21 protein-coding genes are annotated in these 23,211 nt (G+C 35.4%); 11 read left to right on the top strand and 10 right to left on the bottom strand.

Annotated features, from left to right (window positions below):
* Positions 1-17: 17 nt before the first annotated feature.
* The 5 genes from EJ01_RS11300 to EJ01_RS16625 form a co-directional block, all read right to left on the bottom strand.
* The gene (locus tag EJ01_RS11300) at positions 18-779 is read right to left on the bottom strand and encodes an ATP-binding protein (RefSeq protein ID WP_048082886.1); all 762 of its coding nucleotides are present in this window, start codon (positions 777-779) and stop codon (positions 18-20) included.
* 27 nt (positions 780-806) lie between these two features.
* The gene (cdhC, locus tag EJ01_RS11295) at positions 807-2,195 is read right to left on the bottom strand and encodes a CO dehydrogenase/CO-methylating acetyl-CoA synthase complex subunit beta (protein WP_048082887.1); all 1,389 of its coding nucleotides are present in this window, start codon (positions 2,193-2,195) and stop codon (positions 807-809) included.
* A 34-nt stretch (positions 2,196-2,229) separates the two neighbouring features.
* Complete coding sequence (cdhB, locus tag EJ01_RS11290; protein WP_048082888.1) at positions 2,230-2,739, bottom strand: CO dehydrogenase/acetyl-CoA synthase complex subunit epsilon; 510 nt, start codon at positions 2,737-2,739, stop codon at positions 2,230-2,232.
* A gap of 19 nt (positions 2,740-2,758) precedes the next feature.
* Positions 2,759-5,122 carry a CO dehydrogenase/acetyl-CoA synthase complex subunit alpha gene (gene cdhA, locus EJ01_RS11285; RefSeq protein WP_157197663.1) on the bottom strand — a complete coding sequence of 788 codons (2,364 nt, stop codon included), beginning with the start codon at positions 5,120-5,122 and terminating at the stop codon, positions 2,759-2,761.
* A gap of 622 nt (positions 5,123-5,744) precedes the next feature.
* Positions 5,745-7,307, bottom strand: a complete 1,563-nt coding sequence (locus tag EJ01_RS16625; protein ID WP_052376109.1) for a right-handed parallel beta-helix repeat-containing protein — start codon at positions 7,305-7,307, stop codon at positions 5,745-5,747.
* 341 nt (positions 7,308-7,648) lie between these two features.
* Between EJ01_RS16625 and EJ01_RS11275 the strand changes: the two genes are divergently transcribed.
* From EJ01_RS11275 to EJ01_RS11260, 4 genes are all read left to right on the top strand, one after another.
* On the top strand, positions 7,649-9,331 hold the full coding sequence (locus EJ01_RS11275; RefSeq protein ID WP_048082890.1) for a right-handed parallel beta-helix repeat-containing protein: 1,683 nt from the start codon (positions 7,649-7,651) through the stop codon (positions 9,329-9,331).
* 82 nt (positions 9,332-9,413) lie between these two features.
* Positions 9,414-10,121 (top strand): DUF2162 domain-containing protein, encoded by a 708-nt coding sequence (locus EJ01_RS11270; protein ID WP_048082891.1) that lies wholly within the window; start codon positions 9,414-9,416, stop codon positions 10,119-10,121.
* A 13-nt stretch (positions 10,122-10,134) separates the two neighbouring features.
* Positions 10,135-10,809, top strand: a complete 675-nt coding sequence (locus tag EJ01_RS11265; protein WP_048082892.1) for a MotA/TolQ/ExbB proton channel family protein — start codon at positions 10,135-10,137, stop codon at positions 10,807-10,809.
* On the top strand, positions 10,772-11,104 hold the full coding sequence (locus EJ01_RS11260; RefSeq protein ID WP_048082893.1) for a DUF2149 domain-containing protein: 333 nt from the start codon (positions 10,772-10,774) through the stop codon (positions 11,102-11,104). The genes EJ01_RS11265 and EJ01_RS11260 overlap by 38 nt, the downstream gene beginning before the upstream one ends.
* A 62-nt stretch (positions 11,105-11,166) precedes the next feature.
* Here the strand turns inward: EJ01_RS11260 and EJ01_RS11255 are convergent, their stop codons facing one another.
* A complete protein-coding gene (locus EJ01_RS11255; protein WP_048082894.1) occupies positions 11,167-11,760 on the bottom strand; it encodes an FmdE family protein in 594 nt (197 codons plus the stop codon).
* 486 nt (positions 11,761-12,246) lie between these two features.
* Between EJ01_RS11255 and cbiM the strand changes: the two genes are divergently transcribed.
* The 3 genes from cbiM to cbiQ are packed head-to-tail and all read left to right on the top strand — an operon-like array spanning position 12,247 to position 14,042.
* Positions 12,247-12,921: a cobalt transporter CbiM gene (cbiM, locus tag EJ01_RS11250; RefSeq protein ID WP_048082895.1), complete on the top strand. Its 675-nt coding sequence runs from the start codon at positions 12,247-12,249 to the stop codon at positions 12,919-12,921.
* The gene (locus EJ01_RS11245) at positions 12,918-13,223 is read left to right on the top strand and encodes a PDGLE domain-containing protein (protein WP_048082896.1); all 306 of its coding nucleotides are present in this window, start codon (positions 12,918-12,920) and stop codon (positions 13,221-13,223) included. The genes cbiM and EJ01_RS11245 overlap by 4 nt, the downstream gene beginning before the upstream one ends.
* 21 nt (positions 13,224-13,244) lie before the next feature.
* Complete coding sequence (gene cbiQ, locus EJ01_RS11240; RefSeq protein ID WP_048192884.1) at positions 13,245-14,042, top strand: cobalt ECF transporter T component CbiQ; 798 nt, start codon at positions 13,245-13,247, stop codon at positions 14,040-14,042.
* A 139-nt stretch (positions 14,043-14,181) separates the two neighbouring features.
* Here the strand turns inward: cbiQ and EJ01_RS11235 are convergent, their stop codons facing one another.
* Both EJ01_RS11235 and EJ01_RS11230 read right to left on the bottom strand, forming a co-directional pair.
* A complete protein-coding gene (locus EJ01_RS11235) occupies positions 14,182-15,255 on the bottom strand; it encodes a type II secretion system F family protein (protein WP_048082898.1) in 1,074 nt (357 codons plus the stop codon).
* A gap of 22 nt (positions 15,256-15,277) precedes the next feature.
* A complete protein-coding gene (locus EJ01_RS11230) occupies positions 15,278-16,699 on the bottom strand; it encodes a CpaF family protein (protein WP_048083037.1) in 1,422 nt (473 codons plus the stop codon).
* Positions 16,700-17,209: 510 nt separating this feature from the next.
* On the opposite strand from EJ01_RS11230, the gene EJ01_RS11225 reads away from it, so the two are divergent.
* From EJ01_RS11225 to EJ01_RS11215, 3 genes are all read left to right on the top strand, one after another.
* Positions 17,210-18,190 (top strand): 50S ribosomal protein L11 methyltransferase, encoded by a 981-nt coding sequence (locus EJ01_RS11225; RefSeq protein ID WP_048082899.1) that lies wholly within the window; start codon positions 17,210-17,212, stop codon positions 18,188-18,190.
* 23 nt (positions 18,191-18,213) lie between these two features.
* On the top strand, positions 18,214-18,564 hold the full coding sequence (locus EJ01_RS11220; protein WP_048082900.1) for a hypothetical protein: 351 nt from the start codon (positions 18,214-18,216) through the stop codon (positions 18,562-18,564).
* A gap of 162 nt (positions 18,565-18,726) precedes the next feature.
* The gene (locus EJ01_RS11215; protein WP_048082901.1) at positions 18,727-19,380 is read left to right on the top strand and encodes a hypothetical protein; all 654 of its coding nucleotides are present in this window, start codon (positions 18,727-18,729) and stop codon (positions 19,378-19,380) included.
* Positions 19,381-19,586: 206 nt separating this feature from the next.
* Here the strand turns inward: EJ01_RS11215 and EJ01_RS17330 are convergent, their stop codons facing one another.
* Both EJ01_RS17330 and EJ01_RS11210 read right to left on the bottom strand, forming a co-directional pair.
* Positions 19,587-19,730 carry a hypothetical protein gene (locus EJ01_RS17330; protein WP_157197664.1) on the bottom strand — a complete coding sequence of 48 codons (144 nt, stop codon included), beginning with the start codon at positions 19,728-19,730 and terminating at the stop codon, positions 19,587-19,589.
* Positions 19,731-20,028: 298 nt separating this feature from the next.
* Positions 20,029-21,279 carry a tripartite tricarboxylate transporter permease gene (locus EJ01_RS11210; protein ID WP_048082902.1) on the bottom strand — a complete coding sequence of 417 codons (1,251 nt, stop codon included), beginning with the start codon at positions 21,277-21,279 and terminating at the stop codon, positions 20,029-20,031.
* A 546-nt stretch (positions 21,280-21,825) separates the two neighbouring features.
* Here EJ01_RS11210 and EJ01_RS11205 point away from each other — a divergent pair.
* Positions 21,826-23,202 (top strand): sugar porter family MFS transporter, encoded by a 1,377-nt coding sequence (locus EJ01_RS11205; RefSeq protein ID WP_048082903.1) that lies wholly within the window; start codon positions 21,826-21,828, stop codon positions 23,200-23,202.
* Positions 23,203-23,211: the final 9 nt, after the last annotated feature.

The raw sequence follows: 23,211 nt of genomic DNA, 5'->3' as shown, positions 1-23,211 counted from the left end.
CATCCTTCAATTTTTTGTTATACGTTTAAATCTAAAACCTTCGAAACAATTTCAGAAACTGCAGTTACAGATGCAGAATCATCTGGAAGGTACATCAATGGTTTTCCTTCAATATCATATTCAGCAACAGTTTCGTCTTCATATACTGTTCCAATAAGGTCCAGTCCAATTTCATTAATTTTTTTAATTGTTTCTTCCTCTTTTCCAGGGACAGCACGGTTTAATATTAAATACATCTTTTTAAACTGGATATCAAGTTCGTCTGAAAGGTCACCGATCCTTTTTGCTGTTAAAATCCCTCTTTTTGATCTATCAGTCACTACAAGCATGATATCAACATTTTGAGTTGTTCTCCTGCTTAAATGCTCAAGTCCTGCCTCTGTATCAATGACAATTATATCATAGTTAGAGGTAAGTGTTTCAATGATCTTTCGGAGCATGTTATTTACAGCGCAGTAACAGCCGCTTCCTTCTGGCCTTCCCATTACAAGGAGATCAAAATCAGGAGTTTCAACAATGGATTCCATGATTTTATAATCAAGTATGTCCCACTTATTTGATTCTTTAGGGATATTGCCTGCTGCAGTGTCCTTTTTGAGCTCTTCTCTAACATCACCTACCGTCTTTTCAACATCTATTCCAAGGGCTTCTGGTAAATTGGAATCAGGATCCGCATCAATCGCCAATATATCTTTACCACATGATTTTAAGGATCTAACAATGAGGGAAGTAATCATGCTTTTACCAGTTCCCCCCTTTCCACTTACTGCTATTATCACTAAGCTACCTCTCATTTAAATTTAAAGCTATTTCCTTTTGATTATTATCTTTTCAGCGTAGACTTTAGCGTTTTTAAGTATTATTCTAACTCCACCAGCTGCCGGCACTGAAATTTCAGGTGCATATGCAATCTGGGCCATTGGAGCTTCAGATACTTCAACTTCTTCTGTTTCATTTTCCACAATTTCAGGTTCTGCTGCAGCTGCTTTAGATGCTTTTAATCTTTCAATTACAGGATGTTCTGATTCGCGCAGGAATCTTCGGATTTCTTTAATGCTTGATGCATCCTCTTCAGTTGGAATTTTATCAAATAACTCTTCAGGTATGAAATCAGTTAGAGACTCTTTTATCTCTTTTGGGAGCCAAATTATCCTTTCATAACTTCCATCTGCCTGTAAAAACTTAGGTGATCTCATGTATTCTAGACTAAGCCCTGTAAATCCTTCTACCTGTTTTCCACCAGAACACTGCCCAGCCATTGCCGAAAATGGAATTCCAAGCGGAGTTTCTCCCCTAAAGTCACGATCTACTATTCCAATTCCATCAAGTTCAGGAATATAAAATGCGACCGCTTCAAAACACCCACATGAAGTGTGAGGATATTCAAATACACTGTGTAAATATACTCTTTCAGTTATACCCTGTGATTTTTCAGCCATGACAGTGTTTACATTGCTGTACTCACCCCTTACATCATCTAAAACTTCACCTTTTTCTACTTCAAATATTGGCCCATCAGGATCCATTTTAGCTGCAGCTCTGCAGTCAAACCAATTTATAGCTCCACAAAGTGCGGTTCTATCTGGTGTAACAATACACACGTGACTTGGTGCAAATGATTGGCACATTGTACAACCGTAGAATACATCAACATCCTCATCGCTCAATTCTCTTGCCCTTGCATCTCTTACTTCATACTGTGCTCGTGCTGTTTCTAAGAATGATTCTACTTCGCTTTCTTCTGTAAGTATGCTGACTGATATTTTTTCTATGATTGGAAACTCTTCCTTAAGGAGAATTGAAAGCGCTTTTCCAAGATCTTCAAGCTTAAATCCTGCATTTACTGATTCTTTACTCACACGGCACCATATCTGGTCTCGCTGGTTCAGGTGCATGAAACCTTTAACATAGTTACATAGTTCATGTATCCTACGTTCGATAACTCCTTCTAACTCTTTTTCGAGTTTTTCTCCTTGAATTTGTGCAAGTATCCCGAAAGGATAGATTTCCCCTTCCTTCATGTCACTGAGTTCAGGACCTACGACTTCTATCTTGCCGTCTTCAACGCCGTCTGCAACTTGAATTAGTTCTGCACCGACAGATTTAGGGCCTGCAAGTTCAACAAACATATTTGCTGATCTTATACGTTCTCCTTCATACATTGGGCTAACATCAACAGGTATATCCTCAAACATTAAATTCCTCCATGATTCTTATTCGCTTTATAAGTTATTCTGCTAATTTTTCAAGATATTTGATCCATTCTTCATCTTTCATATTAGGGAACGATGCGTCTGCATTGGAATGGAAAAATTTACAGAGTGTAAGTGTCTTAAGGTGAGGTGCAAAGTGCTTCAGGGTTGAAAGTCCCTGAGAACCTATATAATAAATTACACCAATAAACAGGACTAAATCATGCTGTCCTTCTCCATTTATTCCTCCCCAATCTGGATCTTTAAGAAGATTTACAATTTCAACTACTCCATAAGGCTTGCTCTTAATATCTGCTTCATTTAGTGTTTTAAACATATCTCCAGTACTTACAATTGGAATATTCCACTTTTCTGCAATTAGTACGGCGAGTGATAATACAGGACTATCTTTTACAAGAGGCCCCATTACCATTAAAGGCCTTTTTGCTTTTTTAAGCATCATTTCTGCCGTTTCTGGAGTTACAAGCAGCGCCTGTTTTGGGCCGGCTATAACTGTCGGTTGCCATGGGATTACTCTTTCATTCATTTAATCACCTTTTATGCAATCATTTACCCCTTGCTTTTTCCCTAAAGGCCATTGTGGATGGTTCCTGCGGAAGTGCACGTGGTTCCCAGCCTGCCTCTTCCAGCATATTCATAACGTCTTTCTTGTAGGTTATAGGGATGTCTTTCTCATTTCTTATAAATTTAGAGATGTCATCAGGTATAATACCAAAATACTTCTTGTGAAGGTCTATATAATGATTTAATTTTATCTGTCTTCCTTTTGGAGTGTCATTAGGCCTTATACATAATTTTGCAATCATCACGGTTGCTTCCCCGCGGTTTTCAGCTGCGTACATCAAGTGCTCAGGTGCTGGTTCTCCTTCAATTACTTCACCAGACCTTAAATCATTAAGGTTCCATTTTTCTTTCTTATCGGTTCTTCCTAAGTAAAGTCTACGATATTTAGATCCGTGCGGTCCTACAACAACGGGTATTCCCCATCTGTTAACTCCAGTTGCTATTGCGGCAGCTTTCTGGGAATAAGCACCCCATGCAACACCGCATGCACCCACTCTATTTAATATGTAATCTGCGATTTCTTCGAAGTTTCCTTCAAGGGGTTTCTGAGCAAAAATATTGGCTATCTTTATACATGCACCTGAAACATGGGCATTTGAAACACATGAACCCATGTTTACAAGACCTTTAGCATCGAATTCTCCACCATACCTTTCATAGAGTGTTTTTCCTTCCTCATCTCTGTATTCCCCTATAGACATTGCACCACAACCAGTAGTTACAACTATGTAATTTCGCTCGAGGAATTCTTCTGCCATTTTTGCAACTTCTAAACCGCCTTCAGGATAATTTGAGCACCCTACAAATGCTATAACTCCAGGAATATCTCCAAGAACAATTGGGGCACCTACTCTTCTTATTTCAACATCCTGAACTGGCCCCCTACCTGCCCTCATATTGTACTTCTGGTCTTTTATGTAGTGTTCTCCCACCTTGGTAATCATTGACATGAGCGGAAGTTCCCTTTCACACTCCTGTTCACACCGGCCGCAGGAATAACATGTGTCGTATTCGTACAGCTCAACAAATTTAGAAAAATCGCCTTTACCAGCTGCAACAACTGCATCCATCATAGGTTTACCGTTTGGACATACACGTACACACCATCCGCATTCAGTACATTCTTTAGCCATTTCCTGAATTTCGTCAAGATCTGGAAGTATTTTGAGGTTTTCACGTTCATCTGCAATTTTCATTGCTACCCTTGTGGCAACTTCACCAACTTTTTCAGGATCAAGTATTAAAGCCCCATCAATCTCCCTGCAAACAAGTTTTGAAACTATTTCATCTGCATCTTCATCTGTAAGGTCTGGAAGTCCAAGACACATTTTATCTGTAGTGGCTATGACTGCTGCTTTATTTTTTACGGCTTCTTCAAGCACATCTGTCCGTATACATTGCTCATCAACAACTATTACATCTGCAACACCACTTCTAATGAATTTAAGCTGCTTTGAAAGTGGCCCTACCACTTTAGCTGCTTTATTGTATCTTGAAATATCAATAGCGGCACAGCATATCCCGCACACTTCTACATCTTCTTCAAGACCATGATCTTCCATATAGTCCATTATTCCAGCACCTGGGACTACATTATGCCCTATACACAGAACTACAGGTTTTTTGCTGTCAATTGTTCCAAGCCCCATTTCTATTAAAGGAGCATTTTCATCCCCTTCAGGCATTCCAAGGGCTACAATCTGTGCAAGATCCCCTGCCTCTCTTGCAAGGTCATCCATAAGTCCTGCATGCATTGCTTTTGATTCAAAATCAAGATGACTGCCCTCCTGTCCAGTATGGCAGGCTGAAAGAAGGTGTGATAATTGCTCTTCAGTATAACTAAGTACTTCTTTTAAATCGCCCAGTTTCTTAGGCTTTTTACCTATAAGTGTCCTTATCAATGGAGCTTCTATGTCTATATTCATTCCAAGATCAATTGCAAAATCAGCCCCATATTTTTCTATTAAATGGTCAACAAGGTGACGTGCATGTCCAGCATGAGCAGCCGTCCCAATACAACAGGCTAAAAGCACTATTCTTGCTTGCTGAGCCTGTATATCAATTCCACATGCCCCTTTTTTACCAGTTAAATCACACTTTCCAAATGTACATAAACAGCACATATCACAGAAAGGTGCGTAGAATGGTTCATATCTTTCCAGTAATTTCATGTCCCAAGATCTTAAATCAGTTACATTAGGTTTAGGGGTCGGCCCCATCGATTCAGGAGCTGTTTCCACTTCCTTTTTTTCAACTATTTCACCAATTGAGACTTTGAAATTTTTTGACTTCCAAAAATCATTTTTGAATTCTTTAGGTTTGTTTTTCGGTGTCACAGTAATCACCAAATTAGTAATGATTTATAATGATAGTTTAGATAGGGTTCCACCATTATATAAAGTTTGCTTTAATTATTAATGATTTATAATGATATTTTAAAGTAGAGCGTCACCTTATATAAATTTTATCCTTATTTTTCAAAAAATGAGTTATTTTGTAATACCAGAATTACACTAATATAACCTAATTTATTGATTTTTAATTTTCATATCCTTATATTGATCATTATTTTAACTTAAAACCAATTCAGTACCCTTTTTCCAAAATCCAATATTTTTTTATTATTTATTATAATTTACTTATTATCTTATGAAGTTCACTTAATTTGAAAACACTCCCAAAAAAAGTTATATTAAATAATTCTCTATTTTTCTAACTATCTCCTACATAAAAGAATAAAAATTAAATTTGAAGTTTTAAAACAATATATTAAAAAATTAAAAGTGAAATAAAGAATATATAATCTGTTTTGATTATCTCTTACATTTCAGTTATTACAATATATAATTATCATTCATATAGAATAATTGTTAACCGTTGAAAAAAGCTTTAATCAATTTTAACGGTATTAACAACCATTTTATACGTTTCAACAATTATAATACACGAATTTTATAAAATACCACTTTAGTTGAACTTATCTCGTTTAAAATAGCCTACTGCAATCAACACTATAAGAGCCAATATTCCTAGACTAGCATAAGGATTACTTTTTATCGCATTTATAGTGCTTTTAATTGATACTTCCACACCATTTTTTCCACCACTTGATCCTCCACTTAACCCCTTAGATTCAAGATTTCCAAATAATCCAATTCCAGATCCGGTCCCATTACCGTTAGCAGTTCCGCTACCACTACCAAGAAAAGAACCGTTATTATTGCCTCCACTAGTACCATTACCATTACCAATAGAAGAGCCATTACCAGAATTTGTTTTTCCACCTGTCTGATTATTTTTATTGGTATCTTCATCGACGAAATCCAACGAACCTACTTGATCTGAAAATAACATACCGCACATCCCCACCATAGGACATACATGAGTCTGACTAGGGTCATTGGTACCGTACCAGTTAGCTCCTACTACAAAATCATGGGATAATGCTGGAGAACCTCTAATAGAAAACTGTTCATTATTTGTTATACTATTATCCTCAATTTTAATCAATGAATTAGATTCCTGATAATAAGTTCCGGCAATAATTCCATTTCCTGTTTCAGATACATCTAAACCGGCAAAAATAGATTTATGGCTGTCTGTAAAATAATTATTACATACTGTATCATTGACACTGTAAGAATCTATATATAATCCATTTAAATTCCCAGTGACATTATTTTTAGAAATATAAGTGTTTTTTGTCGTATCCTCTAAAGTTATACCATTTAACCGATTGTTACTGATCTTATTGTAAGAAACATTAACTTTATCAGTACCCGATAAATAAACACCATGCCCGTTTTTATTGATGTTATTGTCTTTAACAGAAACATTTTTAGAAGAATAAATCGATATTCCACTTAAAGTATTATTTGAAACATTACTTTTTTTTACATTAATATTATCTGAATTATAAACATGTATTCCGGAGTAAGTATTGTTTGATATCTGATTTTCATTTACAGTTATTTTTTTAGAATTTTCAATGTTTATACCATTTCCTTTAGAGTTAAACAGATCATTTTTACTGACAGTAGCATTGGAAACATTATTTAACTTAATTGAACCTTTATATCCTCCAGAAATATTATTAGAACTAATGGTTATGTTTTTAGCATTCTGGGCAATTATACCATAGTCTGAATTGGTCAGGATATTGAAGCCTGAAATTACACTTCCAGAACTATTTTTAGCAAAATAGAAAGCAAACGTTTCTGTTAGCCCCATACTAGATCCATTAATACCAATAGAATTATTACTACGGATAATCGTGTTTATATGGCTAATGATGTCCAATTTTTTGTTTATTATTAAAGAGATATTGCTGTAACTGTTTCCCATGAAATTAATGGTATCCCCTGACTGTGCTCCATCGATTAATGATTGAATGTCATAATTCTGTAGTCCCGAGCTCACATTAATAGTAGCTGCCGAAACCGGATTCAAGCTTATTCCAAGAAAAATGACGATAGATAACAGTAAAAATATCGAACAGAAATTTATATTTTTAAAAGAATCTAAACTCATTTTATCACATTTTGTAAATACTGATTATTTTTAAGACGGTAATACACTTTTTTAAATCTTAATTATTCATTTTCTTAAGTATTTGCCCTTTAATCAGGATTAAGTTTAGCTGATTTATATATTTATACTTGACGATTGGCAAATTTATTCTTTATATAATAAACTAGATTTAACTTATTTTAGATCAAAAATAAGCAATTTTAGGCCTTTTAAATTATTAAATGTACACCAATAAATATTATATTAAGATATAAGCCCCATTAAATCCCCCTATCGATATGTATAAATATGATGCTCCATAATTATTCTTTTTATATTATATAAGATGGGAGAGGATAAAATTGAATAAAAGTATGAAGTCTTTAATAGTCTTCCTTGTTTTCCTATCGATTATCGGTTCTGGAATTTCCAGTGCTTCTGCAGCTACAGTTACTGTGAAAGATGGAGCAACTAATACAGAAATCCAGTCCATTATTGATGGAGCACAATCAGGAGACACAATAAAATTTCTAGGAAGCGAATATGATAACATATCTCTAGTGATAAATAAAACACTGAATTTAGCAGGTGCAGCAGGTGGAACAGCAATAAAAGCTATCATCAACTGGAGTTATATCCCTTCAACTGTACAGAATAGGGGCATAAACAATACAGCAGCTTTTTATTTCTTAAATGCAGCAGAATGTTCCATATCCGGATTTAATATAACAAGCATGGCCAATTCAGCCAGCAGCATAGGTTACAACAATACATTGATCTATGCACAAAATGCAAGTAAACTTAATATATACAATAACAACCTGAATTTCTCCTCATGGGGAATATATTCCAACGTATGTCCAAACGTAATCATCAATAACAATAATGTCAGCAATATGACCACCACAGGTATTATCAGTTTTGGTTCAGCATACGCATTAATAACAAATAATACTGTCTTAAATTGTGCTAATCATGGTATTGATGTAAGGCACGGACTTGGTCCTAATGCCACAGTTTGTGGAAACTTGATTAATGGTACCAGTGAAGGTATCTATTTAATGCACTCTGCAGGACATGATGTCTACAACAACACTATCTTAAATTGCGCATTAAGTTCAATAACAGCATATGGTGCAGGAAACATCAATATAACAAATAATACCATGACTAAATCCCTTGTAGGAGTAATGCTCTCATCTGGTTTCTACAATGTAAGCATACAAAATAACAACTACAGTTTGACCACAACTGCATTCCCTTATACATTCCCGTACTATGTAATGGTAGCTGACAGCAGTACCGGCAGTAAAACTACCGCTAATGGAACATTTACCGACTCTGCACGTGAGGTTTCAGATATTTCAATGAGTTCATCTTACTCAAATTCCAGCATAACCAACGGTAAAAGCACCACTTACACCGTAAAAGTTTCAAACAATGGAAAAGGTGCAGCAAGTAACGTCAACGTAAGTAAAATTTTACCTTCCTCAAATTACACCAGCTATAAAGTAGTAGCTGTTTCTAAAGGTAATTTTAACTCAGCCACTGGAACATGGAACGTTGGTAACTTAAGCTCAGGCAATGAAGCCATGATTGTATTCACTGTAACAGCTAAAAAAGCAGGAAACATATCAACCAGTGCTTCTGCAAATTACACAGACTATGCTGGCGATAAATCATTAAATGCATTAAAATCAACTTTAACAATAAATAAAGACATTAGATTATCGTATACCAACACAGTCAGCAGTACTAAAGTTAAAAAAGGCAAATATGTCTACATAGCAAGTGCTGTTAGCAACACAGGAATAGACAAATCAGGTACTGTTAAAATCAAAATAACATTACCCGCAGGAATGAAATTAATTGCCGTTAACTATCCATCAGTTTACAATTCAGCCACTAAAACATGGACTTTCACCGTACCTGCATCAAAAGCATATACATTCAAAGTCAAAGCACAGGTCACATCCACAGGAAGCAAAAAAATAACATTCAACGACAACGGTAAAATCCAATATAAATATATCACTGGATATTAAACTGTAAATTAACAGTTTAAATTTCTTTATTTTTTTTTGAATTATTCAGTTTTACAAAATTAAATTTTAAATGGTGGATAACATGTTAAATTTAATATGGCAGTTGGGAATACTATCGGTAGTTCTATTGTTCGGCGTTAAAATCGGCCTTGCTATGGGGTTTTCGGGCCTTTCAAAAAAGGTTGCAGTTGTCATAGCGGCAGGTTATGGTTTAGGAATATACATTTTGTCTTTTATAATCTCAAGATATACCAGTACATTTTATAACTTCATATCTGATTATAATTCTGCCATTTTTCTAATAATGGCATTAATTATCATATATACCGGTTTTTATACAATTAAAGAATGGAAAATACACCAAAAAAATCACGCTAAGGCCACATGTGCGGCCATGATAGCTCCAAGTCCATGTTGTTTTGGAATGATTGGGGCAGCAATAATAATGATATCTCCAATAATAGGAGCTTCTAGCGTAGTTATTGGGCAATATGCGGGGGTTTTTTTAAGTTTAACCATATTAATAGTTTATTTTGCTTCAGAGGCTATAACCCGGATCACAAAAAAACCATATCCCCTTTTACTGGGTAATTTTATGCTTTTTGCAGGATTCTATTTCATAGCATCAGTAATTGTGATTCCCAATATAAATAAAGTTCTTGAGTCTCCAATGAGCCCCATGAACATACCATCTAGCGAAACATTAACTTACGTATCAATATTTGCCATCATATTGATATTTAGTGGGTTTTATGTAACAAAAAAACGAAGTAGTCTAATACAGAAATAAAAGAGGCGATTTAATGACAGCAATTCTTGGAAGTGAAGCATTAAGCAGTTTAATGTATGTAATAGCACAGAGTTTAATTATACCTGTTATTGCAGCGCTGTTAATATTCATGGTGTATACGATTATACAGGTTGGAGGAATATTATCTGAATATTCCAGTAGAATCAAAACCGATGTAAACGAAATTGAAGAACTTTTAAACAGTATTTCCACTCAGGAAACTCCTGATGGAATTAAGGAAGTTGCAGAAAAAAGCAATCTCCCAAAAAGCCACAGGGAAATACTGAGCAAAATAGCAGTAAATAGCAATCTAGGCGAAAAATCAAGGGAAGCATTTGCCAGAAAGTTAATTGAAGCAGAACAAATTAATGCGGCCAAACGCATCGAAAAAACTGATGTTATCGCGAAAATTGGCCCAGCTATAGGATTAATGGGAACATTGATACCCCTTGGACCCGGGCTGTCTGCCTTAGGGTCTGGAGACATAACTTCCCTGTCACAAAATCTAGTGGCCGCATTTGATGCAGCAATTGTTGGCCTAGGAGCAGCTGCAGTTGCATTCACAATATCTAGAATAAGAAAAAGATGGTACGAAGATCAACTTTCAACTCTTGACACTTTAGCAGAATCTACATTGGAGGCATTACAAAATGCTGAGAAGAAGACCAAAACTAATGGATACCAATGAAGAAATCGATCCAATGTCATATGCAGTAAATATGGTTGACTGCATGTTAGTTTTAGCTGTAGGATTTCTGATATTTACAGTAATGTCCTTTGGGATGCAGAGCGTTGTATTCAGTAATGCAACACCGCAGGAAAAACAAGAAATCATGAAAACTGTTCAGCAAACAGTTGAAATCCAGGAGGGAAAAGAAATAAATAACACTTCTCAAACCAAATCAGGCGAAGGTAGTGGGTATGAACAAGTAGGAACCGTCTATAAAGATCCGAAAACTAATAAATTGATTATGGTTAACTAAAAATTTTATAAAAGGACCTATTTTTACTGTACAAAAAATTAATAAAATGCAGATTAATTCTTTTAATCTGCACAAAACTGACAGACAGGTTTACCATCCACAATAATTTCTTTTTTATCCATTACATGTTCACCACAGACTGAGCATGTCACTATATGCTGTGGAATGCCCGGAATTTCAGTGTCATCTATTTGCAATTCCACTAAAGAAAGCAGGTCCTCATCTGGCATTTCAGATAGTTTTTTAATTGCAGATTTCTTTTCCTCCATAACCTTAGGCATATTTTTTTCTTTAGCTAGTTCTGCTACATTCTTAAACCATGTCCAAAGACCCGGAGTGGAATCTACCAGATCATCTTTTGCAGATGCCCTTACTGCTTCTCCAGTAGTCATATCCACAAATGTAGCCACAAATTTACCATAATCTCTGCATTTTAGAGTTCTGCGGCCAACAGTACATCCTGTTATTGCCTGTATAGCATCAGGCATGCACCTATCTGTTTCTACAGTTACTATAAGGTTCTCATTTGGTTCTAGAGGATCCATATTAAGCTTTTTCATAGCGGCGATGCTCATTCGGGTCCCCATAATTACGCCCGGACACACTTCACCGTGCAAATCTTTTGCCCTATTAAGTAAAACTTCATAATCATTCATATTTTTCACCTTTACTTATTTCAAAGTTGTATTTAGCGTCTTATATATTTAAACGTGACGAAAAAAGTAATTCAAACTTTTAAGATTGGCCATAATCAATTAAATATAAGTTATAATTTTCTCGTGATGTTTTCAAATGAAACTTGAAGTGAAGTTCTTTCAAATTATCACCTAATAAAATAGACATCAAAGAAACTGGTTTACCCTATGGCCTTCAAAATTTAAAACAGTTATAACACATTACTCAATTAATATTAATATCAAAAAGAAAATAATTTATATAATGAACTCTATTTACAAAATTAGTTCATAGTTCAAGCTTCTGTTATCTAAAATTGATTATTACTATTTCTACCAAAAATCCCTTTTTAGTAGTACTTTTTTATTACATTTTCTACTAAAATCAGCCGATAAGTAATACTTACGAAAAAGTTTATATTATAAAAAATAGAACCTATTTTGTAAAAATCAAGGAGATTTAATGATATGCATATACCTAACGGTTTTATTCCTTTGTGGCAGTGCGCCATTTATTTTGTTATACTTTTTATTGCATTGTATTTCTCCCAGAGATGGGCTAGAAATAATCTTGATGAACGGTCAGTTCCTTTAATGGCTGTTTTGGCCGCAGGTATATTTGCTATAATGTCCATGAATATTCCTATAGCCTTTGGAACAAGCGGGCATATGGTGGGCGGAGCTTTAATTGCACTTGTATTCTGTGCCCCAGAGGCAGCAGTTATAGTATTCACTTTAGTACTCTTAGTTCAGGCATTATTCTTCGGTGATGGAGGAATAACAGTTTTAGGTGCTAACGTGCTTAATATGGGTATTATAGGCGGATTTGTAGGACTTTACGGATTCCGCGCCCTTAGAAAAATAGTAGGAAAAATACCCGCCATAGCCATAGCATCATGGTTATCTATTTTCTTAGCAGCAGAAGCAGTTGCAGTTGAAATGTGGCTGGCTGGAACATTCCCACTCATAGCCGGACTTGAAATGATGGGAATATACCATGCATTAATAGGGATCATCGAGGCAATTCTAACAGTTGTTGTAATCATGGCATTAGAAAATGTGCGCCCAGACTTACTGGCATGGAACCAGAAGAAGAAAACAGATGATACAAAATCTGAAAAACTAGAGGTGTCAGCAAAATGAGCCCAAAAGATAAAAAATTTGTCATGGCAGGTTTAGCAATCTGCATAATAATTGCAGTTCTAGCACCATTTATAGCTTCAAGCAACCCTGACGGGCTAGAAAAAACCGCAGAAGACATATCCACTACCCAGGAGTCAAACAGCTACAACGCACCAATGTCAGACTACACGATACCTCTTTTAGGGGAAGACAATCCTTACGGTGGAGCAATAGCATTAATTATAGGTATTTTGATAACTTTAGCAATCGCATACGTTGCAGCAGTTTTATTGCGAAGAAGAAAACCAGAATCATTGGAATAAATATTTTCAGGAGATAGATCAATGAACACCAATTCAATTCTCAATTTAGAAAATGAAACTATGAAGGAAAGTTTTCTTCATCTGTTAGATGGGCGAATCAAATTAGTGATACTGGTGTTCATTACAATTTATGCGGTTTACACTACAGAACCCATGATTCTTGTTTTACTTGAAGTTTATCTTTTATTATTGATTTACCTGTCTCAAATCTCATTTAAAACCACTTTAAAGAGAGTATTGTTACTTTTGCCATTTGGAGGTTTGATTATAGTATTTCAACCATTCATACATCCAGGTAATGTAATGTATGCTCTGCCGTTTGGCATCAACGTTACTTATGAAGGTTTAACATTTGGAATACTGTTAATGTCCCGCCTTATTGTTTCTCTAACTGCAATTGTGCTTTTATCATCCATAAGTCCCATGCAGGAGGTAGTGCAATCCTTCAGGAAGTTAGGTATGCCCAAAGAATTTGCAATGATATTCAGCCTTATGATCAGATTTTTGTTCATGTTCTTTGATGAATTAGACGCAATAAGAAACGCACAGACAACCCGAAACTTTGACATATTTAACAAAAAAACACCATACATGTGGAGAATGAAACAAATTGGTTACACCATAATGATGATGTTTTTAAGGGCTTATGAACGTGGTGAAACTGTTTACCTTAGCATGGTAAGCAGGGGATATTCCGATAAATCCCAGCTTTACAATGATGGAAACAATAAGATAGGTTCAAAAGAGTATGTTTTCACAGGGATAACTGTAGCACTGGTAATATGCCTTGAAATTGCCCACTTTTTTTTAATTGTGTAACTTATTTTTACTATTTTTAATGAAATTAACAAGATATAGTTTAAAAACACTTCATTATCAGAAATTGTTTAGCAATCTAATATATCTCAAACCAATTACTGACTACTTTAGTTTAAAATAAAAAAAAATAGAAGTTAATTTATATTTGCGGTTCCAGCCTTTTAATCATAAATGCTAAAAATCCAACGATCAGTGGGAAAAGGAACAGGTATAAGATTAAAAGAACCACTGGAGGGAACATACTGCCGCCCATAACAGTTGATGCTGCAATCAGCATGATCATAAGAATTACAGGTCCAAGTATAGCGACAAACATGTATATCATAGTGAATGAATTTAATTTTTGAGCATAATCCTTCAGTTTCATTCTCATTTCATAGGCTACATCTTCTGCTATAACATTGAGCGTCCTTGAAAGATCCCCACCACTTGCTAAAGTTCGGGTTATCTGATGAACTGCTCTTTTCATCCCATCAGAGTCTATCCGTTCGCTCATATCCATTAATGCATTTTCGGTTGTTTCCCCATACTTAATTTCCTCTAATGTTCGTGCAAATTCTTCAGAAAGTGGACCATATCCAGATAAAGCTACAGATCTCATACTTTCATGAAGACCAAGTCCTGCACGAAGTTCAGTTGCCATCTGCCTTAAAGCATATGGCAGTTCTCTTGATGCTTCATTTGACTTTTTCCCTTTCTGCATTTTAGGCAGGAAAATGATCATAACAGACATTAAAAATATCAACATTCCAAATACAAGACCTATCTCGATTCCAAATCCAAGAACGGTCATTATAACCAGGATTAAAACAAATGATACTGCACCCATTCCCATAATTAATTTAGGGTCTATACCTTCTTTTTCTTCTTCTTTAAGAAGTTCTTCAAGTGATGCCTTCTGATATGCATCCCTTTGAGCCTTATCTTCTTTAGGTTTATCAGCTCGTTCATATTTTTTATCGATGAGTTCCTTAAACATCTGAATCTCATCTTTATCCATTTTCATCCGTTCTATAACACGGGGAGACTCCTTATTTAAAGATCCAAGCCCCCTAGATCCAAGACTTCGAGATCCAAGTCCTGATCGGGACTTTGCTCTCATATCGTTTAGCTTACTTACAGGTACCTGTACGCCCTCTCCTACCTTTTTACTTGAGTCAATCGTAGCTCCGCCGAGTATGTCGAAGATTTTTTTAAGGCCATCAAAAGCCATTCTATCACCACATCGCCATTATCTATAATATCTTATCTAAAACTTCATCAGGGTCTCTATAATAGTCACTGATCCATTCCCCAACTTCTGTAATGGATCTAATGTTGTTATCTCCCATGTACTCCAGTACTAACCTTCTCTTTTCAATTTCCTCTTCAATTTCAGTGATGGTTATTCCACGAAGTTCAGCCATTTCCCTTAGTGTCTGGCTTGCAATACCAACATATTCCACTTTATCAACCATGTTGTTCCATTCAAATACTCTGTTCAGCTGCACATTACCTTCTTCCATACCTACAACTTCTGCAACTTCAGTTATTCTCCTTATAGACCCTCCTTCAGGCCGATACATCCTATTCTGCATTATTATAAAGTCCAAAGCAGGTATCATAATATTTGGAACATTCATTGGAGGATTTATAAGTCTTGTTATTGTTTCACGCGCAGTATTAGCGTGAAGTGTACCAAATCCAGAGTGTCCAGTGTTTAAAGCAGTGAAAAGAGTTATCGCTTCACCACCCCTTACTTCTCCCACAATTACCCTGTCCGGCCTCTGCCTGAGGGAGTTTTTAACCAGGTGATCCATGTTCAGTTCCCCTTTTCCCTCAATGTTAGGTGGGCGGGTTTCCATACGCAAAACGTGGGCGTGAGGTAGCTGCAGCTCTAATGTATCTTCTATAGTGATTATTCTCTCACGAGGAGGGGTAAATGAAGTTACTGTGTTCAACGTTGTGGTTTTACCAGAACCAGTACCTCCAGCTATAATTGCGTTACATGGCTTAACTCCAAGCCCATCAACACAAACCCATAAAAATCCTGCTAAATGAGAGGACATGGTTTTAAAGTTAATTAAATCAATAACAGTTAATGGATCTTTACGGAATTTTCGTATAGTTAGGGAGGAACCATCTGCAGATACCGGCGGGATGGTTGCATTTACCCTGGAACCATCTTCTAACCTTGCATCCAGAATAGGTGTTTGCTGGTCTATTCTACGGTTTACCTGCCTTGCAATAACATCTATAATCGCTTTAATATCAGTATCATCATCAAAAACGACATTTGTCTGCATCATTCCCAGTTTTCGGTGGTAGACAAACACAGGGTTGCCTGTTCCAATTACCATTATTTCTTCCAGATCATCATCTTTAATCATAGGATCCAGTTCACCATACCCCAGCATTTCCTGAGATATTTGTGCTGCAAGTTTATCGGTGTCCCTTACTCCCTTCATTTTCAGGAATTCTTTAACTTCACCTGCAAATGACTCTTCATTAACTTTGAAATTGTCACCTTGAGAAACAGCAACTTCAACCAGCTTTTCACGAATCTCATTGAGCAGCTGCCTTTCCCTTTCAGTAAATTTAGGAACAGAAACGTTGTAAAGAGGAATTAATCCGTCTTCTATTATTTCGGCTTTTATCCCGCTTGAGGTCTTTTTCATCTTTTTAGGGCGTCTTTTTGGCTTTTCAGCGGTTTTTTCTGCAGGCTCTTTAAACATTCTACTTGAATCAGATTTGCTTACGGAGCCTCCCATTATATTGTCCAGTTTGAACCCCTCGTCATCATCATCAAAAAAAGATCTTCTTTTATGTTCAGATCTATCTTCTAGATAATCAGATCGTCCGGCCACATCTTGACTTTCAGATTTGTCCTCTGCATATTCTGATCTTCCCATCAAATTCTGTTTTTGAGATCTATCTTCTGCATATTCTGACTTTTCCAACAAATCTGGCCTTTCTTTTCTGTGTTCGGTCTGCATTGGTTCGTATTCTTGCCTTTTAACTGGTTCTTCGGTTACTTCATTTTCCCGTTCATCATCGTCCTTGTTAAAATCATCACTGGAACCAAATTCCCCTAAAAGATCCCTGAGTATTTCTTTCCGCTTATTTTTCATATGCCTCACGATACCCTATAGCTACGTATTTATATAGCCTATCCAATATTTAAGTATATGGAAACACAGTGTAGGTGTGGGGATGCATGCATACAACCCGCTTCAACGGTTTTAAAAGATATTGAATCATTTTACAGGGCATGTACCCTCTGTAAAACATGGAACTTAAAGAAATTTTCACCATTAGCCAGCCAAATCGATATAGGCAAAATTAATACAACTTTTGGACTTTGTGATTGCGGCAGGAGACACCTCGATATTGTAATTGCACATGTCATGAAAATAATGATTGATGAGGGAATAAAAGATGAAAGGTCTACATTAAGAGATACATGCGTTCCAATTATAACCCCCGCATATCCCCTGAATTCAGCCCCATATCTACCAGAAAATTCTCTGGTAATATTATCAGACGAAGTAAATGAAAAATGCGCTCAAAGGATAGTAAAAGAAGTTCGTGAAGTCAAAGGAGTTCTTAAAGGAAATATAAGGGAAACTGCAGGGATAAAAGACTCTGATCGCAGCCCAAATGTGTATGAACTTCTAGCAGGATGTGATATGCGGTGTGATATTGTTCAGACACCCTACGGAACATTATGCATCCATAAATACCAGGGAAAAATACATATAGAATTTCCACAGGTCAAATCTCCCAAAATTGAAATCCTGCAGAAAGTTTTAGAAAAATATGATGCCCCTTCTGTTTTGGACTGCACCTGCGGGCCTGGAACACTTGGCATTACCTGTCTTAAGGCAGGAGCGAAAGAAGTTGTTTTTAACGATATATGGCTCCCCGCTGTAGTAATGGCTGCAGTTAACCTGGAAACAAATGGATTTCCAGTGGAAAAATGGAATCCTGATGAAGATGTAATTGCAGAGGGGGAAAAATTTAAGGTCATTTCTTTAGATATAAGGCAGTTAGAGAACGTTCTAGATAAAAAGTTTGATATCTGCATCATTGACGCGTTTCCTGGTGTTGACACCGCTGAATTTGTGGAAGCGGCTGGCAGATTAGGTAAAGAAGTGGTTATAATTTAAATTTTAATTAATGAGGGACTAATATGAGCATAGAAATAGGCAACAGAGTATTTGACGGCCCCCATCTCCTTAAAGATTGGGATCCACTGAACTTTCCCGCAATTTATGCCATCTTAATGAAGCCAGACCCTAAAAATGAACCTGAAAGTTACCAGCTCATTTATATCTGTGAGTCAAAGGAGTTTTCAGGGCTTGAATCTGGTCTTGATCATCCCAAATATGAATGCTGGTTTAAAGAAGCTGGTTTTAAAAGTAATGTTTATATCGGTGCGCATGTGATGCCTAATTCTACTTTGGAAGATAGGAAACTGTTGAAAAATGTGCTTATAAATACGTATGGGCCTGTTTGTAATTCTCAAAGTAATGCTCCCTGAAATAAATAATTTTGACTTATTTTTAACTTATTCTAATTTCGATATAACGCGCTAAGTACAAAAATGGGAAGAGTTAATAATGGAATTGGAATATAAACTTTTAATTACAAATATCAAACTACTTTTCATGAATTATTAAAAGATTTTCAATGGGGGTATTAAATGGGCTATTTAATCTGCAATAAATGCAAGAGCTATTATAAATTACAACATGGTGAGTCTGCAAAAGATTTTGCCCATAAATGCAATTGTAGTGGTAAATTAAGATATGTTGAAAATTTAGATATCATAGATCCCCGATGGAAACAAGTTTCACTTAGAAAAAAACCTGCAAAAAAAGAAATTCTCAAAAACAAGATATTTTCATTTCCAGCAGATATAAAAAACCGATTAAATCAATTTTATTATAAAAACATTGGAAGACATATCTACAATGCTCAACACAGAATGCATAGAAGTCCTCCTGGCATGCATGCAGGTTTTATAAATTCCATATTAAATGAGCTTAATTTCCATAATATCTGGTGGATTTTAGTAGTACCATCAACAATAGCAATAACTCTAATATTAACCTTTACAAGCGGTATCTTTACACTCATACCATTTCTAATATTGGTGATTATTGGTTACTTATCTGAAAACATGATAACTGGAACTAAAAATGCAGTAATCACCGGTGCGGTATCCTTCTTTTTAGGAAGTCTTTTTACAGGCTCTTTCCTCTATATAATACTATATTTGATATTAGGAATTATTAATGGAGGGGTATGTGGACTTATAGGCGGATACATTAAAACAAGAAGATTGACTTATTAATCAATAATTAAATCTAATCTCTTTTTAACATCAATAAGTGGAGCTATTTTATTATTTAATATTCTTTCGTGATATTTCAAGATAGTTAATGCACTTATAATTTTCTATAATGGCTCCGGAAATAACATCTAGAGGATAATGTATACCTACCTAAATCAGAGGAAATCTCATTAAAGATGTTTATAAGATATATAAACCAGTATACTCTATGTTTGATATTTTAGCCTTATTATTGCAGCAGCAGCAAATGAAGTTGCTGTCTGTCCTGAAGGGAATGTGGAAACGAAAACTAGAAAGGGTACTAATAAATTCCCATTAGAAAATTTTTCTTCAAAATCAGTATCATCCATTAATTCATCACATTTCTATTTGATATTTTTAATCCCATTTTTACCATTACAAAATAAAAAAAAACGCTCATGTCCATGATCCTGTGCATGAGTTATACTTTATGTTAAATTGTAATTTTTAATTGATTATATGGGATTTATCTTAAAAAAATATGATTTACTTAACTAGTAATCACATGAAAATGAAGCGATATTATTTACACAACATTCTGGGCATGAGCGTAAAAAAAATAGTACTATTCTAAAGTACATGATATTTATTATATTTTCTAAACTCATTAAAAATTATATCAATGATTTAAAATCCCAAATTAAAGTAAACTGCAATAGCCGGCACAATTAAAACCCCCATCAAGTTCGACTTATTCACTCCAAGGTAATGGGGAAGCAAACCAAGCGCAATCGCAGTTAAATACACAATCAGCATGAAAAAGAGATTTACATGGTACCACAATGAAAATCCAACCACCAGCAGGCTCATAAAAATTATCACAAAGCATAAAAGTTTCCTATAATTTATCTTTTCTATTAACTCGCTTACAATATCTCCTAATTTTAAACATAAAAATACTGAAATTGAGACTGCTGTTAACGCTGTAAATACAAAAAATATCAAATGATTAAAATCAAAGTTTTCAAGGATGTTTTTCACGTAAACTGCAGTCCCACTCCTCGGATTTCCAATCAAAAATATCATTACAAGTGAAAATAATGTATCAGCTGTGTTAACACCGCTCAGTGCAGTGATAAAACTTTCATTATTGTTTTCAAAATCTCCCCCTCCAATTAGTTCTTGTGCAATCAGGCTCCCCTGTGCAGGCCCAAATCCTGGTAAAAACCCAAGAATGCTCCCCGAAACTCCACCTGCAAAAATTCCCTTGAGTATATCACTGTTAATTTTAAAATGATGGAACTTGTTTTGTGTTGGGACAAATGAACGCTGTTGTAAACTATAAATTAATGTGCTTACACCGAAAAGTCCAGTAAAAATACAAAGCAGTGAAACATTAGACGATACAGGTGAATTCAACATGACATAACCCATAATTCCAGAAAATAAAAATAAAACAACTGACCAAATGAGCGACTTTAAGTTGTTGTTCAATCTTATAAACATGAATATAGTAATTATTACAAGTAAAATCCAGATATAAGGTTTAATCTGCCCATAAACTGCAGGTAAAATCATTATGAAAATGGGTAAAAGGACAACTGTAATTAAAATTGCCCCAAATCCACCTGCTGCTGCTAACCTCACTGCTTCTTTACCCCTACCTTCAAGCAGGAGCTGATGACCAGGTAAAACTGATAAAACTGTACCTTCCTCTGGAACTCCAAGAAACATGGAAGGTATAAATTCTAAAAGGGCGTGGGAAATGGCCATGGAAATTAAAAATACACATAAAACTTCAGGGGAATAAGAGGCCAAAAGAAAGGAAGATGAAGCAAAAATAAACGCTCCAACCGTGTTAACATGAATTCCAGGAATTAAACCAGTTACAACACCACATAATACCCCTATTATACATGCAAGTATCAAATCAAACATTTTAAACCCCTAAGTTTCCAATTATGCTTTAAATAGAAATACGAAAATAATGTAGAAAGTTAGTAATCTCTGTATTACATTAATAATAATACATATAAAATTATTTGTTTTATTTTCAGCAATTTGAAAATAGAAAAGATAACATGAGAAAATTGCAGCCAGATGAGAGTTGAAGTCCATTTACATCTTAAAAATCAGGAATATCTTCTAAAATATTTTTCACCAGTTATTTTAGTTTAAATACTACGACAAACTTTTTTAAACATTAAAATTCATAATACAAAGCGTTGAATTAATACTACAAAGTCAATTCAATCAGCTGTAGTTAAACGCGACTCACTATTCCCAATTAAGGAAATGCTTAAATACTATTTTATTAACGCTGAATACTCTAAATCTCCCATAACTTTAACTTAATTGATTTTAATGAATTATACTCCTTAAAGAAGTTCAAGAAGTATAATTTAGATACTTAGTGTAAAAATTGGATAATTTTAGCATGATAATTATGGAATATATTTTTTGTAATTAAACGGGGTAGTTTAAATGGTTAAGGAGAAAAACATCCAGTTTGTAATTATAGCTGCTGTAATTACAGCCATTGGAGGAATGTTATTTGGATATGATACAGGAGTAATTTCAGGGGCAATCTTATTTATCAGAGATGCTTTTTCACTTTCCAGTACAGCTCAAGAAATTGTTGTAAGTTCTGTACTTATTGGTGCCGTAATAGGTGCAAGTATAAGCGGATTCTTAGCTGATAAATACGGCAGGCGAATAATGGTTATAGTTGCAGCCACTATTTTTGGAATAGGTGCTATATTCACTGCACTAACCCCCGAAGTTTATGCTTTAATTGCAGGTAGGATTGTAGTAGGCATAGCTATTGGAATAGCATCATTTATTGCTCCGCTTTATATTGCCGAGGTTGCACCGGTTAGCATAAGAGGTGCACTTGTATCATTAAATCAGCTCGCCATAACAGTAGGCATAGTTATTTCATACCTTGTGGATTTTGCTTTTGCCCCAAGTGGAGGTTGGCGCTGGATGCTGGGATTAGCTGTAGTTCCCAGTATCATACTGGGAATTGGTATGTATCTAATGCCCCCAAGTCCCCGCTGGCTTTACAGTAAAGGGAGAATTGACAAAGCACGCTCTGTCCTTGAACGTATAAGAATGACCAAAAATGTAAGTGAAGAAATGAAAGAAATTAGAGCAAGTCTAGTCTGTGAACAGGAATGTAAATGGTCAGAAATATTAGATCCAGTTGTTAGACCCGCCTTAATAATAGGCATAGGGCTTGCTGCGTTTCAACAGTTAACCGGTATTAACACAGTTATTTATTATGCACCAACCATCCTTGAATTTGCAGGTTTTCAATCGGCTGCTGTTTCAATACTTGCAACTGCAGGAATTGGTATGATAAACGTGATCATGACAATTGTAGCGATTTCATTAATAGACAGAGTCGGAAGGAGGCCATTACTCTTAATTGGCCTTATTGGAATGGTAATCAGCCTTGCAATATTAGGGATAGCTTTTGTTTTACCCGGATTATCAACGTCTTTAGGTTTGCTCGCTGTTATAAGCTTAATGCTGTATGTCGGTTCATTTGCCATAGGTTTAGGGCCTGTTTTCTGGTTAATGATTTCAGAAATTTATCCTCTGAGGATAAGGGGCCGTGCAATGAGCACTGCTACAATAGTTAACTGGGGTACTAACTTAGTGGTGGCAATAACGTTTTTATCCCTTATTCAACTAATCGGAACCCCCGGTACATTCTGGCTTTACAGCACGATTGGAATTATTGCATGGGTTTTTGTTTATTTCCTTGTACCTGAAACCAAAGGAAAATCTCTTGAAGAAATTGAAATGGAGTTAAGGGCAGGAAAACACATTCAAGAAATGAAAAACGCAAAATAAAGGTTGAAT

Source organism: Methanobacterium veterum (genome assembly GCF_000745485.1).
Lineage (GTDB): Archaea > Methanobacteriota > Methanobacteria > Methanobacteriales > Methanobacteriaceae > Methanobacterium_D > Methanobacterium_D veterum.
Note: the sequence above shows the minus strand (reverse complement) of the source record. Positions and strands in the feature narration are given on the sequence as shown.